This is a genomic window from Falsiroseomonas sp. HW251, assembly GCF_050563545.1.
Classification (GTDB): Bacteria; Pseudomonadota; Alphaproteobacteria; order Acetobacterales; family Acetobacteraceae; genus Falsiroseomonas.
The window spans coordinates 94,935-106,924 of the sequence record NZ_JBNXUM010000020.1 but is presented as its reverse complement, the minus strand read 5'-3'; the positions used below and the strand labels follow the sequence as shown (position 1 = coordinate 106,924).

Genomic DNA, 11,990 nt, shown 5'->3' with positions numbered 1-11,990 from the left:
TGTGTCCCGCGTCCCTCGGTCCCGCGTCACCGACGATGCGGCGCGATCAGAGCATGCGCAACAGCGTGCCGTCACGACGCACGGCGTGATGGAACACCGCGCCGGCCACGTGCAGCGGCAGGAGTATGGCGAGCAGCAGGCCGACCACCTCGTGCACCTTCATGGTCGCGTTGCCCAGCGATTCCTGGGTTTCCATGAACTTCGGGAAGTCGATGAAGCCGAGGAAGGCGGTCTCGCCCTGCAGCGGGAAGCCGAAGGCGTTGGTCGCCACGAAGCCGAGGATGGGCTGGACGATCAGGCAGGCGTAGAGCGCGTGATGGACGGCGGCCGCCGCGCGCCGCTGGCCCGGCGAGATGTGGCCGGGAAGCGCGGGCGGCGGGCTCATCAGCCGCCAGGACAGGCGGAGCACGGCCAGGGTGAAGATGACGACGCCCGTGCTCTCGTGCAGGGCGTAGAAGGGCATCTTGTCGCTGTCCTTGATGTGCCCGATGACGAAGCCCGTCGCGAGCGCGAGCGGCAGCAGCGGCGCGGTGACCCAGTGGAACAGCTTGGAAAGCGCGGAGTACTGGCCGTCCGGATGCAGCGCGTCCTGGCCGCGGATCGGCGCGGCGAACTCTCCCTGGTCCATGCTGTCCCTCCGGTGCGGCCTTGCACTATGCCATGACGCCCGGGTGGAAGTGGAAGCGAAACCGGGCCTGACGAGGGGCGGGCCGGATGAGGGCGACGACGACGCGAGTGCGGCGGGCCAGGGGGGAATGATGGACGGGATGATCGCGGCGCATGCGGATTGGAGCCTCGACCCGCGCAAGCGCTGGATCGCGGTGGCGCGGCGCGGCGCGCGGGGCTGGCGGGCGGAGGCGCCGCGGCTGGTCGGCGACACCGGCGCGCTGCTGCCCTGGCTGATGGCCGATGGCGTGCCGGTGGCGCTCGGGCTCGACCTGCCGCTCGGCGTGCCGCGGGGCTGGGCGGCCGGGCGGGCCGAGCCCGGCTTTCCCGCGCTGCTCGCCGGGCTGGCACGCGATCCCGGCTTCTTCGAGGTCAGCCCGACCCTCGCGACGGTCTCGCCGGCCAGGCCCTTCTATCCCGCGCGGGGCGTAAAGGGGATGACGCGGGCGGCGCATGCCGCGGCGCTTGGGCTCGATGGGCCGATGGGGCTGTCGCGGCTCTGCGACCGCGCGACGGCGAGCCGGCCGGCGGGCGCGCCGGTGTTCTGGACGCTGGGCGCCAACCAGTCGGGCAAGGCGGCGATCGCGGCCTGGCGGGACTGGCTGGCACCCGGGCTGGCGAGGGGCGCACCGGTGGCGCTCTGGCCCTTCGCCGGCGGGATACACGGGCTGCTGGCGCCCGGGCGGGCGGTGCTGGCGGAGGTCTATCCCGCCGAGGCGCTGCGCCAGCTCGGCCTGCGGCTTTCGGGCAGCAAGCGCGCGCAGGCGCCGCGGATTGCGCTGGCGGATCCGCTCCGCGCCGCGATGGCGCGGCTGCGCGTCGCGCCCTCCGCCGCGCTGGCCGCCACGATCGAGGACGGCTTCGGCGCCGATGCCGCGGGCGAGGACCGGCTGGACTGCGTGCTCGGCCTGCTCTGCCTGGTCGCGGTGCTGGACGGCTCACGGGCCGACCACATCCCGGACGATCCCTGGATCCGCCGCTGGGAAGGCTGGGTGCTCGGCCAGGACGAGATGCCGAGGGCCGCATGAGGTTCGCCGACGATGCCGCGCTGCAGGCGCATCTGCGCGGCCTGCTGGAGGCGACGCTGCCGAAGGACCGCTGGACGCATGAGGGGCATGTCGCCGCGACCGCGGCGCTGATCCTGCTGCGCCCCGACATTGTGCCGGAGCGCGACCTGCGCCGGCTGATCATGCGGCTCAACGACAGCCATGGCGTGCCGAACAGCGACACGCGCGGCTACCACGAGACCATCACGCGCGCCTTCCTCGCCGCGATCCGCGACGCGCTGTCGAAAGACGACGCGACCCTTCCCGGGCATGCGCGCGTCAACGCGCTGCTCGATGGCGGCGTCGTCGGCGCGGGCAAGCGGTGGCTCGCGCACTCCTGGTCGGACGCGGTGCTGTTCTCCGTCGCGGCGCGGCGAGGCTGGGTGGAACCCGACCTGGCGCCCCCGCCCTACCCGATCGGCGGGTAGAGCCCTTCGGCGCGCGCGGCTTGCTTCGCGAGCGCCACCATCAGGTCGAGCCGCGGCGTCTCCACCCCCGCCAGCCGCGCGAGCGCCAGCGGCAGGGTGAAGAGCGTGTCGATCTCCATCGGCCGCCCCAGAAGCAGGTCCTGCAGGATGGAGGGCTTGTGCACCATGGTGTTGGAGACCACGCGCTGCGCCGCCGAGGGCGGCAGCGGGCGCCCGAGGGCGGCGGCGATGGCGCGCGCTTCCTCCGCGCACTGCAGGCAGGCCTGGGCCACCACGGGATCGGCGAAGGTGTCGCGCACGCCGAGCCTGGTGACCACGGCGAAGGGCCCGCCGGCGAGGTTGGCGACGAGCTTGGACCAGACCTCGGTGCGGATGTCGGGGGTGACGGGGCAAGTCATGCCGCCGGCCTCGACGATGGCGGCGATGCCCTTGGCGCGCTCGCTGACGCGGCCATCGGGCTCGCCGAGGAAGAGGCGGATGTTGGAATGCTCGGACTTCACCACGCCGGGCGCGGTGACGGTGACGGCGGAATAGACGACGCCGCCGATGGTGCGATCGATGCCGATGGCGTTGCGCAGCGCGTCGCCGGGATCGGCCTCGGGCAGGCGGCGGCCGTCATGCGGGCCGCCCTCGTGGTCGAAATACCACCAGGGGATGCCGTTCATGACGAAGACGACGGGCGTGTCGGCACGCAGCAGCGGCGCGATGCCGGCGGCGACCGAGGGGAGTGCCGGGGATTTCACGGTGACGATCACCGCGTCCTGCGGCCCGAGATCGGCGGGGTCGTCGGAGGCGCGCGGGCGGGAGTGGTGGGTTCCGTCGGGGGTATGGACGGTCAGGCCGTTCGCGCGGATCGCGTCGAGATGCGCGCCGCGCGCGACGATGGAGACATCGGCGCCGCCGAGCGCGAGGCGGGCGGCGAGATGGCCGCCGATGGCGCCGGCGCCGTAGACGGTGATCTTCATGGGGGAGTTCCTCGCCGGGGTTCACTCCCCCGCCCATCTGTTTCCCTCCCCCGCTCGCGGGGGAGGGTCAGGGTGGGGGTGCTTTGTGCAGTGCGCCGCTGATCGTCCGACGCATCGCTGATCTGGTCGGCGCGACGCTGAATTCCGCACCCCCACCCCATCCCTCCCCCGCTTGCGGGGGAGGGAGGCGCTGAGCGGGGGAGGTGGTGCTCTGCGCCTACACTCTACGCCGCCGGCCTACGCCAGCAACTCCAGTGCTGCCCGGCTCAGCGCCTGCACCCCGAGTTCGATGCAGCGCTCGTCCGGCTGGTAGCGGTCGTTGTGCAGGCGGTCGTCGCGGCCCGGGGCGCCGGAGCCGATGCGCAGCTGGAAGGAAGGCGCGCGGGCCGCGAACTCCGAAAAGTCCTCGCTGCCCATGCTCGCCTCGCCTTCCTCCACGACATCGCCAAACTGCGCGCGGACCGCCGCCATGGTCGGCTCCAGCACGCGGTCGTCGTTCATCAGCGGCGGGACCTTGCGCTGGTAGTCCATCTCGCAGCGCACGCGCATCCCCCTCTCCAGCCCTTCAACAAGCCGCCGGATCGCGGCTTCCGCGGTGTCCCGCGCGTCGTCGTGCAGCGTGCGCACGCTGCCCCTGAGGTGCACGCGCTCGGGGATGATGTTGTAGGTCATGCCGGCCTGGAACATGCCGATGGTGACGACAGCGGGATGCAGCGGCCTGATCTCGCGGCTGACGACCGTCTGCACCTGCGACACGAAGGACGACGCGGCGACGATCGGATCCACCGCGGCGTAGGGGTGCGCGGCATGCCCGGACTTGCCCCGGACATGCAGGTCGAAGCGGTCGGCCGCAGCCAGGCACGCGCCGCGCGCAAAACCGAAGCGGCCGACCGGCATCTCGGGGTGGTTGTGGAAGCCGAGCGCCATGTCGATCCCTTCCGCCGCGCCGTCGGCGATCATCGCGGCCGCGCCCTCCAGGATCTCCTCGGCGGGCTGGAAGACCAGCACGACGCGCCCGGCAAGCTTCGGCGCCATCTCCTTCAGCAGCGCCGCGGTGCCGAGTAGCGTGACGGTGTGGATGTCGTGCCCGCAGGCGTGCATCTTGCCGGCCACCTGGCTCGCGAAGGGCAGGCCGGTCTCCTCGTGGATCGGTAGCGCATCCATGTCCGCTCGGATAGCGAGCGTCGGGCCGGGCCGCCCGCCCTCGATGACGCCGAGCACGCCGGTGCGCCCGACCTGCGTGCGGTGCCCGATCCCGAGACGCGCGAGTTCGGCCGCGACAATGCCCGCGGTGCGTGTTTCCTCGAAGGCGAGTTCGGGATGGGCGTGGATGTCGCGGCGCATCGCGACGAGGTGCGGTGCGATGGCGGCGGCGGCCTCGCGGATCTGGCGTGTAGGGTCGTTCGGAATGGTCACGATGGTTTCCTTGTCCTCAGGCGCCGGCGCGCGCCGCCGCGCGGTTGGCTCGCCGCATTGGCGGCGGGCCGCGTTCGCGGCCTCGGCCCGCGGTGCGGGCCGCCTTCGCGCTTCGCAAGACATCACGCAGATGCGTCGCATCCTTGGGTGAAGATGCGGCCATGGCAAGGCAGGCGCCTTGCAGGGCGCTGTAATCGCGTGCAATAGCCGAACCAAGAAGCAGGGAGGCCGAATGTCCGAGGGAACGACGCGTCGCGGGTTGCTCGCGGGCATGGCCGTGCTGGCCGCGCCGTCGCTGGGCGTCGCGCAGTCCTTCCCGAACGGGCCGGTCCGGCTGGTGGTCCCCTTCGCGCCGGGCGGCAGCACGGACCTTTCGGCGCGCCTCCTGGCCGACGGGCTGACGCAGCGCCTGGGCGTGCCGGTGATCGTGGAGAACCGGCCGGGCGCCGGTGCCACCACGGGATCGCAGATGGTCGCCGACGCCGCGCCGGACGGGCAGACCCTGGTGATGAGCAACATCGCCAGCCACGCCATCAGCCCCGCGCTGTATCGCAACCTGCGCTACGATCCCGTGCGGTCCTTCAGCCACATCGCGATGGTGATCACCAACCCCTCGGTCTGGGTGGTGAACCGGGACAGCGGCATCGCCGACCTGCAGGGCCTGATCAGCGCGGCGCGCGCCCGGCGCGGCGGGCTCGACATGGCGTCCTCGGGCTCCGGCTCCTCCAACCACCTGCTGATCGTGCGCTTCGGCCAGCAGGTCGGGATCGACTTCACCCATGTCCCCTTCCGCGGCGCCGGGCCGGCGATGACAGCGGTCATCGCGGGCCAGGTGCCGATGATGTCCGACAGCCTGCCCTCGGCGGCCGGCCACATCCGGCAGGGCAGCGTGCGCGCGATCGCCATGAGCAGCGAGCGCCGCCACCCCGCCTTCCCCGAGGTGCCCACCTTTCGCGAGCAGGGCGTGGATCTGGTCAGCACCTCCTGGTTCGCGCTGTCGGGTCCGGCGGGGATGCCGCCGGCGGTGGTGGAGAGGTTGAACCGGGAGACGATGGCGGTCGTCTCGGCGCCGGAATCGCAGGCCCGCTTCGCGGAGATGGGCGGCGATCCCGGGGAGATGACGCCGGAGAGATTCACGCGCTTCGTCGCGGAGGAGGTCGAGCGCTGGGCGCCCGTGGTGCGGGCATCCGGCGCGGCAGTGGATTGATGGCGTCCTTCCGCCGGGCTTCCGGCGGGCCAACCGGATGTCGGGCCGGCACCGATACGGGGCTGGCCTGTTCCGGGTTGCGGCGCCTCTCGATTGCGTGAGAGGCGAAGGAATGCCAACAGTGCCGGGGTAAGGGTTCCGAGGGGCGGCGCCAGACCGCCCGAAGGATCCGGTTCTGGTCCGGGGATGCCGCAGGGCGCCCCCGGGGTCATAGGGAAGGATGACTTCCGGCCAGCGTGCCGGGAGCGGGAATGAGGTGGGGATGAAGATCAACGCGAAGGACGTCTGGTCGGGGCTGCTCCTGATCATCATCGCGGCGGTGGGTCTCTGGTTGAACCAGGACCACACGCTGGGCACGGCCCGCCGCATGGGCCCGGGCTACATGCCCATGATGGTGTTCTGGATCCAGCTGGGCCTCGGCGTGCTGGTCCTGGCAATCGGCATGTTCAACGGCCCGGATCCGCTGGAACGCTGGGCCTGGCGCGAACTGGTGCTGATCCTCGCCTCGCTCTGCGTCTTCGCGCTGCTGCTGGAAAAGGGCGGGCTTTTCCTGGCGATCGCCGCGACGGTGGTCGTCTCCGCGCTCGGCGACCGGACGCACCGTCCGCTCGGCGTGGCGGGGCTGACGATCTTCCTCATCGCACTCTGCTGGTTCGTGTTCATCCGGGAACTTGATATCCGGGTGAACATCTGGCCGTCCTTCTAAGGCGGGAGGAAAGACGACCATGGAGCTCCTCGTTGGCAACCTGATGCACGGCTTCGGTGTCGCGCTCAGCTTCGACAATCTTCTCTTCGCGCTACTCGGTGCCTTCATCGGCACCGCCATCGGCGTGCTGCCGGGCATCGGCCCGGTGGCGACGATCTCGCTGCTGCTGCCGATCACCTTCGGTATGTCGGCGACGACCGCCATCATCATGCTCGCCGGCATCTACTACGGCGCGCAGTACGGCGGTTCGACCACCGCGATCCTTCTCAACCTGCCGGGCGAGGTGTCGTCGGTCGTCACCACGCTCGAGGGCTACAAGATGGCCCGCAACGGGCGCGCGGGCGCGGCGCTCACGATCTCGGCGGTCGGGTCCTTCGCGGCCGGCACCTTCTCGACCATCCTGGTCGCGGCCTCGGGTCCGCTGCTGACCTCGGTCGCGCTGTCCTTCGGGCCGGCCGACTACTTCTCCCTCATGCTGCTCGGCCTGATCATCTCGGCCGTGCTCGCGCAGGGCTCGGTCATCAAGTCCATCGGCATGGTGGTGCTGGGGGTCGCGCTCGGCCTGGTCGGCACGGACGTGCAGACCGGCCAGCAGCGGTTCACCTTCGGCATCCCCGAACTCTCCGACGGCATCGGCTTCGTGCCGGTGGCGATGGGCATGTTCGGCATCGCCGAGATCATCCTGAACCTCGAGCGGCCGGAGAGCCGGTCGGTCCTGACCAACAAGGTCGACAGCCTCTGGCTGACCCGCGCCGAAACCAAGCGCGCCATCGCGCCGGTCATCCGGGGCACGCTGATCGGCTCCATCCTCGGCATCCTGCCGGGCGGCGGCGCGGCGCTCGCGGCCTTCGGCTCCTACATGCTGGAACGAAAGGTCTCGAAGTACCGGCACGAATTCGGCAGCGGTGCGATCGAGGGCGTGGCCGGTCCGGAGGCCGCGAACAACGCGGCGGCGCAGACCAGCTTCATCCCGCTGCTCACCCTCGGCATCCCTGCCAACGCGGTCATGGCGCTGATGGTCGGCGCGCTGATCATCCAGGGCATCCAGCCCGGCCCACGCATGGTGGAGGCGCAGCCCGACCTGTTCTGGGGCCTGATCTGCTCCATGTGGGTCGGCAACCTGATGCTGCTGGTCATCAACCTGCCGCTGATCGGCATGTGGGTGAAGCTGCTCGAGGTGCCCTATCGCCACATGTACCCGTCGATCCTGATCTTCTGCGCGATCGGCGTGTACTCCCTGAACAACAACGTCTTCGACGTCTACCTCACCGTGCTGTTCGGGCTGTTCGGCTACCTCTGCTCCAAGCTGAAGATGGAGCCGGCGCCGCTGCTGATCGGCTTCGTGCTCGGCCCGATGATGGAGGAGCATCTGCGCCGCGCCATGCTGCTGAGCCGCGGCGATCCCACCGTCTTCATCGAGCGGCCGATCTCGGCGTCGCTGCTGGCGATCGGCGCGCTGGCGCTCGGCGCGATGCTGCTGCCGAACCTGCGCAGCAAGAAGGAAGCGGCACTCGCAGAAGGCGGCTGAACGCTCTCCGAATCGACACGACCAGGAAGGGCCGCTCCGCAGGGGGCGGCCCTTCTGCTTTGCGGGGGGCGGGCGCATCATCCGCGGCCAAGGAGGATGCCCATGGATCTGAAACTCACCGGCAGGATCGCCCTCGTCACCGGCGCCTCGGCCGGGCTCGGGCGGACCATCGCCAAGCTGCTGGCCGAGGAAGGCTGCAAGGTCGCGATCCTGGCGCGGCGGAAGCACCTGCTGGACGAGCTCGCGGCAGAGCTGCCGGCCTCGGCCGAGCCGCTGGTGATCGTGGAGGACATCACCGCGGCGGGCGCGGCGGAGCGCACGCGGGACGCGGTGACGGCGCGCTTCGGCGGGCTCGACATCCTGGTCAACAATGCCGGCGGGTCGCGCCCGCAGGCCGATCTCGGGCCCGAGGATGTCTGGATGGACAGCATGGAGCTGAACTTCCACGCGGCGCGGCGCTTCACCCACGCCTTCATCCCCGTCATGCAGGCGCGGCAGTTCGGCCGGGTGATCAACCTGACCGGCCAGGACGAGCCGCACAATATCAACGCCGCCAGCGCGCCGAACGGGGCGGTGCATATCTGGGCCAAGGCGCTGTCGCGCGTGGTCGGGCGCGACGGCATCACCATCAACTCCATCCCCCCCGGCCGCATCCATTCCGAGCAGATCGACACCCGCATCATGCCGACCGAGGAAGCCCGCCGCGCCTGGGTCGAGAAGGAAGTCCCGGTCGGCTATATCGGGGAGCCCGAGGACCTGGCCGTGCTGGTCGCCTTCCTCTGCTCGCCGCGCGCCCGCTACATCACCGGGCAGGTGATCCACGTGGACGGCGGGACGCGGCGCTTCAGCCATTGACGGAATGGGCAAGGCAAGCGCGCCGACAGGCTGGCTCGCCGAAGCAGATCGCCGAAAGGCGGGATCGCCTGAAGGCGTGAATCCGCTTTGTGGACAACAGCCTGAGGCATCGCGCCTGATCCACAGATAAGGCTCGATGCCTTAGGCTCGGCGCATGAACAGCCGCGCCGCCCCGCACGAGCCCCCGAGCCGCCCAGACCATGTCCGCCGCGTCATCGCGACGGCGAAGAAGCGCCGCGGCAACTGGCCGCCGGCGCCGCACGAGAAGCCGCTCGGCGACCGGGCGGCCGATGCGGTGGCGGCGACGATGGGGTCGTGGCGCTTCATCGCACTGCAATCTGGCGTGCTGGCGGCCTGGGTCGCGGCGAACGTGGTCTCCGGCGGCAATGCCTGGGACCCCTACCCCTTCATCCTGCTGAACCTCGTGCTGTCCTTCCAGGCCGCCTATGCCGCGCCGATCATCATGATGAGCCAGAACCGGCAGGCCGACCTCGACCGCGGCCGCGCGGTGGCGGACTACCAGGTCAACATCCGCGCCGAGGCCGAGATCGCGCTGCTGCACGAGAAGATGGACCTGCTGCGCGAGCAGCAGCTGCGCGAGATGACGGAGCTGCTCAGGCGCATGGTGGACCGGATCGAGCAGTTGGAGGCGCGGCGATGATCGGCCTGATCGTGCGGGGCCTGCTGGTCGCGGGGGGCGCGGTCGCCGCGCTCCTCGTCGCGCCGGACGCGGAGAATTTCAGCGTGGTGCAGGGCATGGTCTCGGTCGCGATCTTCGCGGCCGCGGTGCTGGTGGTGGCGGTGATCAGCCGGAAGTAGGCCGCGCATCCCAGGGCGGGCGGATGATGGCGCGGCAGGCCCAGGCAACCAGGGACGCCGCGAAGCCGATCGCGACCGCCATGCCGTATTCCTCGTTGTTCTGGTGGCGGACGAAGGCGAGGGCGACGGCGACCCCCGCCACGCCGAGCACCAGCGGCGCGCTCCTCTGCTGGCCCAGTCGCACCATCAGCGTCGCAAGCGGCATCACCCAGAGGCAGAGCGCCAGCAGCGCCGGCAGGCCGAACCAGAGCAGGGTCAGCGGCAGGGCGAGCAGCAAGGATACCGGCTCGGCCAGCGGCCCCGGGCGCGCGACGGCGAGGATCGGGAGCATCGCGGGCTGCGCGACGGCCCAGCCCGTGAAGACGCTCGAAAGCAGCCGATTCTCCCCCACCCGGACACCCTAGACCGTTTTTCCGTTCCGCGCGCAAAGGATTGATCCGCGAGGGATCCGCGCCGGCAGCAATTGCGGGGCATCCGCCGGCGGCAGCGCCGGCGGGCGCTGGACGGCGCCGGGGGGTGCGGCGTAAGCGTGGCGCAGGCCCCCGAAGCTGCGCGCCCTCCTGCCCTGGAGCAGAGGCCGATGAAGCGCCTACTCCTCGCCATGCTGCTGCTGTGCCCGGCCCCGCCTGCCCCGCGCGCGCAGCCCGCGGCGGAGCGGGTCGCGATCTGGGTGCCCGGTCCCGACTACAGGCAGGTCGTGCTCGGTGCCGAGTTGCTGCGGCCGCCCGGGCCCGGCCCCTTCCCCGCAGTCGTGCTGCTGCATGATTGCCTGGGCGTGACCGCGGACGAGGAGCGATGGGCCGAGCGGCTCAGCGGCTGGGGTTATGTCGCGCTGCTGCTCCATCGCTTCGATGTGCCGGGCTTCGACACCACCTGCCGCGGCGAGATGTCGGCGGCTGCGGCCTGGCAGCCCATCCATGCCGAGGCGGCGCAGGCCTGGCTGGTCGCAACCCGCCCCGAGGTGCGGCCCGATCGGATCGGCGTGCTCGGCTGGGGCCAGGGCGGATCGGCGGCGCTGCTCCTGGTGCATGGCAGCCCGGAGCCGCATGGCCGCCCGTTCAGCGTGGCCGTCGCCCTCCACCCGGGCTGCCGCCAGCCCAATCCGCTCCGCGACATGGAAGCGCCGCTCCTGCTGCTGGTGGGCTCGGAAGACGTCTTTCCGCCCACCATGGCGCCGGCGGCGCATTGTGCGCGGATGGCGGCGCGACGCGAGGGCAGACGCGACAAGCCGCTCGAGCTGGTGGTCTACCGCGGCGCACAGTCCGGCTTCGACCGCGAGGGCATCGACCTGTTCCTCGGGGACCGCCGCTTCCTGCACGACCCGGCCGCCGCCGAGGATGCGGTCGTCCGCATCCGCGCCTTCATCGGCCGCTACCTCGGCGACTGAGCCGCGGTCAGGCCCGCTCCTCCGGCGTGACCGTCAGGCGCCTCATGTCGCCGCGGCGCAGCAGCACGAGTTCGGCCGGCGTCCCCACCCGCTCGCCCGAGAGCCAGCGCAGCAGGCTGTCCACGCCGAGCATCGGCTCGCCGCCCACCGAGACCAGCAGGTCGCCGCGCTCGACGCCCGCCTTGTCGGCGGGGCTGCCGCGCTGGACCTCGGTCACCAGCACGGCGGTCGCCTGGTCCAGGCCATGCGCGCGGGCGAAGCGGCGCGGGATCGCTTCGAGCTGGCCTGAGAGACCGAGCCGGGCGCGCCGCACCCGTCCGAAGCGGACGAGCTGACCCAGTACGAGCCGCGCCGTGTTGGCCGCGACCGCGAAGCAGAGGCCCTGCGCGCCGCCGATCATGGCGGTGTTGATGCCGACGACCTCGCCCCGGCTGTCCACCAGCGCGCCGCCGGAATTGCCGGGATTGAGCGCGGCGTCGGTCTGGATCAGGTCCTCGATCGGCCGCCCGCCGGCCCCGCGCAGCGTCCGCCCGAGCGCGCTGACCACGCCGGCGGTCACGGTGGAGGAGAAGCCGAGCGGGTTGCCGATCGCGATCGCGACCTGGCCGGGGCGCAGCGCCGCGCTGTCGCCGAGCGAGGCGGCCGGCAGCGCCGCGTCGGTGTCGGCGCGGAGCAGGGCGAGGTCGGTGTCGGGGTCGTCGCCGAGCAGGCGGGCGGGGAAGCGGCGGCCCTCGGCGGTCGCGACCGTCAGGGCCTCCGCCCCCGACGCGACATGGCTGTTGGTCAGGATCAGCCCGTCGGGCGAGACGATCACGCCGGACCCCGCGCCGCCCGCCCGGCCCTTGCGGACCGCGACGTTCACGACGGAGGGGCCGGCGCGCTCCACCGCCGCGGTCACGGCGGCGGAATAGGCATCGAGCAGGGCGGCATCGGGGGGGATCGGGGCGTCGAGCATGCCTCCCATTTG

At 71.6% G+C, this 11,990-nt stretch carries 14 protein-coding genes; 9 read left to right on the top strand and 5 right to left on the bottom strand.

Features of this window, described 5'->3' with window-relative positions; translation table 11 throughout:
- Window positions 1-46: 46 nt before the first annotated feature.
- Window positions 47-628 carry a cytochrome b gene (locus ACLF3M_RS22690; RefSeq protein ID WP_430659265.1) on the bottom strand — a complete coding sequence of 194 codons (582 nt, stop codon included), beginning with the start codon at window positions 626-628 and terminating at the stop codon, window positions 47-49.
- A 130-nt stretch (window positions 629-758) separates the two neighbouring features.
- On the opposite strand from ACLF3M_RS22690, the gene ACLF3M_RS22685 reads away from it, so the two are divergent.
- Together ACLF3M_RS22685 and ACLF3M_RS22680 are read left to right on the top strand one after the other, a co-directional pair.
- Window positions 759-1,694 (top strand): hypothetical protein, encoded by a 936-nt coding sequence (locus ACLF3M_RS22685; protein WP_430659264.1) that lies wholly within the window; start codon window positions 759-761, stop codon window positions 1,692-1,694.
- A complete protein-coding gene (locus tag ACLF3M_RS22680) occupies window positions 1,691-2,140 on the top strand; it encodes a hypothetical protein (protein ID WP_430659263.1) in 450 nt (149 codons plus the stop codon). The genes ACLF3M_RS22685 and ACLF3M_RS22680 overlap by 4 nt, the downstream gene beginning before the upstream one ends.
- Here the strand turns inward: ACLF3M_RS22680 and ACLF3M_RS22675 are convergent.
- Both ACLF3M_RS22675 and ACLF3M_RS22670 read right to left on the bottom strand, forming a co-directional pair.
- Window positions 2,122-3,105, bottom strand: a complete 984-nt coding sequence (locus ACLF3M_RS22675) for a ketopantoate reductase family protein (protein ID WP_430659262.1) — start codon at window positions 3,103-3,105, stop codon at window positions 2,122-2,124. The genes ACLF3M_RS22680 and ACLF3M_RS22675 overlap by 19 nt on opposite strands.
- A 237-nt stretch (window positions 3,106-3,342) precedes the next feature.
- Window positions 3,343-4,521 carry a M20 metallopeptidase family protein gene (locus ACLF3M_RS22670; protein WP_430659261.1) on the bottom strand — a complete coding sequence of 393 codons (1,179 nt, stop codon included), beginning with the start codon at window positions 4,519-4,521 and terminating at the stop codon, window positions 3,343-3,345.
- Between the two features lie 232 nt (window positions 4,522-4,753).
- Here ACLF3M_RS22670 and ACLF3M_RS22665 point away from each other — a divergent pair, with 232 nt between their 5' ends.
- The 6 genes from ACLF3M_RS22665 (at window position 4,754) to ACLF3M_RS22640 (ending at window position 9,636) form a co-directional block, all read left to right on the top strand.
- Complete coding sequence (locus tag ACLF3M_RS22665; protein ID WP_430659260.1) at window positions 4,754-5,728, top strand: Bug family tripartite tricarboxylate transporter substrate binding protein; 975 nt, start codon at window positions 4,754-4,756, stop codon at window positions 5,726-5,728.
- A gap of 262 nt (window positions 5,729-5,990) precedes the next feature.
- Window positions 5,991-6,434 (top strand): tripartite tricarboxylate transporter TctB family protein, encoded by a 444-nt coding sequence (locus ACLF3M_RS22660; protein ID WP_430659259.1) that lies wholly within the window; start codon window positions 5,991-5,993, stop codon window positions 6,432-6,434.
- 19 nt (window positions 6,435-6,453) lie between these two features.
- Window positions 6,454-7,962, top strand: a complete 1,509-nt coding sequence (locus tag ACLF3M_RS22655; protein ID WP_430659258.1) for a tripartite tricarboxylate transporter permease — start codon at window positions 6,454-6,456, stop codon at window positions 7,960-7,962.
- Between the two features lie 102 nt (window positions 7,963-8,064).
- A complete protein-coding gene (locus tag ACLF3M_RS22650; protein ID WP_430659257.1) occupies window positions 8,065-8,817 on the top strand; it encodes an SDR family NAD(P)-dependent oxidoreductase in 753 nt (250 codons plus the stop codon).
- 154 nt (window positions 8,818-8,971) lie between these two features.
- On the top strand, window positions 8,972-9,478 hold the full coding sequence (locus ACLF3M_RS22645) for a DUF1003 domain-containing protein (protein ID WP_430659256.1): 507 nt from the start codon (window positions 8,972-8,974) through the stop codon (window positions 9,476-9,478).
- Window positions 9,475-9,636, top strand: coding sequence for a hypothetical protein (locus ACLF3M_RS22640; protein WP_430659255.1), 162 nt, complete (start codon window positions 9,475-9,477; stop codon window positions 9,634-9,636). The genes ACLF3M_RS22645 and ACLF3M_RS22640 overlap by 4 nt, the downstream gene beginning before the upstream one ends.
- Here ACLF3M_RS22640 and ACLF3M_RS22635 read toward each other — a convergent pair.
- Window positions 9,623-10,027, bottom strand: a complete 405-nt coding sequence (locus ACLF3M_RS22635; protein ID WP_430659254.1) for a hypothetical protein — start codon at window positions 10,025-10,027, stop codon at window positions 9,623-9,625. The two genes, ACLF3M_RS22640 and ACLF3M_RS22635, sit on opposite strands and share 14 nt — an antisense overlap.
- A 189-nt stretch (window positions 10,028-10,216) precedes the next feature.
- On the opposite strand from ACLF3M_RS22635, the gene ACLF3M_RS22630 reads away from it, so the two are divergent.
- On the top strand, window positions 10,217-11,023 hold the full coding sequence (locus ACLF3M_RS22630; protein ID WP_430659253.1) for a dienelactone hydrolase family protein: 807 nt from the start codon (window positions 10,217-10,219) through the stop codon (window positions 11,021-11,023).
- Window positions 11,024-11,030: 7 nt separating this feature from the next.
- Here ACLF3M_RS22630 and ACLF3M_RS22625 read toward each other — a convergent pair whose 3' ends face one another.
- The gene (locus ACLF3M_RS22625; RefSeq protein WP_430659252.1) at window positions 11,031-11,978 is read right to left on the bottom strand and encodes a S1C family serine protease; all 948 of its coding nucleotides are present in this window, start codon (window positions 11,976-11,978) and stop codon (window positions 11,031-11,033) included.
- Window positions 11,979-11,990: the final 12 nt, after the last annotated feature.

Coding starts and splice junctions, on each gene's coding strand:
- ACLF3M_RS22625 (WP_430659252.1), bottom strand. CDS start 11,978: ATGCTCGACGCCCCGATCCCCCCCGATGCCGCCCTGCTCGATGCCTAT.
- ACLF3M_RS22675 (WP_430659262.1), bottom strand. CDS start 3,105: ATGAAGATCACCGTCTACGGCGCCGGCGCCATCGGCGGCCATCTCGCC.
- ACLF3M_RS22685 (WP_430659264.1), top strand. CDS start 759: ATGGACGGGATGATCGCGGCGCATGCGGATTGGAGCCTCGACCCGCGC.
- ACLF3M_RS22665 (WP_430659260.1), top strand. CDS start 4,754: ATGTCCGAGGGAACGACGCGTCGCGGGTTGCTCGCGGGCATGGCCGTG.
- ACLF3M_RS22650 (WP_430659257.1), top strand. CDS start 8,065: ATGGATCTGAAACTCACCGGCAGGATCGCCCTCGTCACCGGCGCCTCG.
- ACLF3M_RS22655 (WP_430659258.1), top strand. CDS start 6,454: ATGGAGCTCCTCGTTGGCAACCTGATGCACGGCTTCGGTGTCGCGCTC.
- ACLF3M_RS22660 (WP_430659259.1), top strand. CDS start 5,991: ATGAAGATCAACGCGAAGGACGTCTGGTCGGGGCTGCTCCTGATCATC.
- ACLF3M_RS22680 (WP_430659263.1), top strand. CDS start 1,691: ATGAGGTTCGCCGACGATGCCGCGCTGCAGGCGCATCTGCGCGGCCTG.
- ACLF3M_RS22645 (WP_430659256.1), top strand. CDS start 8,972: ATGAACAGCCGCGCCGCCCCGCACGAGCCCCCGAGCCGCCCAGACCAT.
- ACLF3M_RS22640 (WP_430659255.1), top strand. CDS start 9,475: ATGATCGGCCTGATCGTGCGGGGCCTGCTGGTCGCGGGGGGCGCGGTC.
- ACLF3M_RS22690 (WP_430659265.1), bottom strand. CDS start 628: ATGGACCAGGGAGAGTTCGCCGCGCCGATCCGCGGCCAGGACGCGCTG.
- ACLF3M_RS22630 (WP_430659253.1), top strand. CDS start 10,217: ATGAAGCGCCTACTCCTCGCCATGCTGCTGCTGTGCCCGGCCCCGCCT.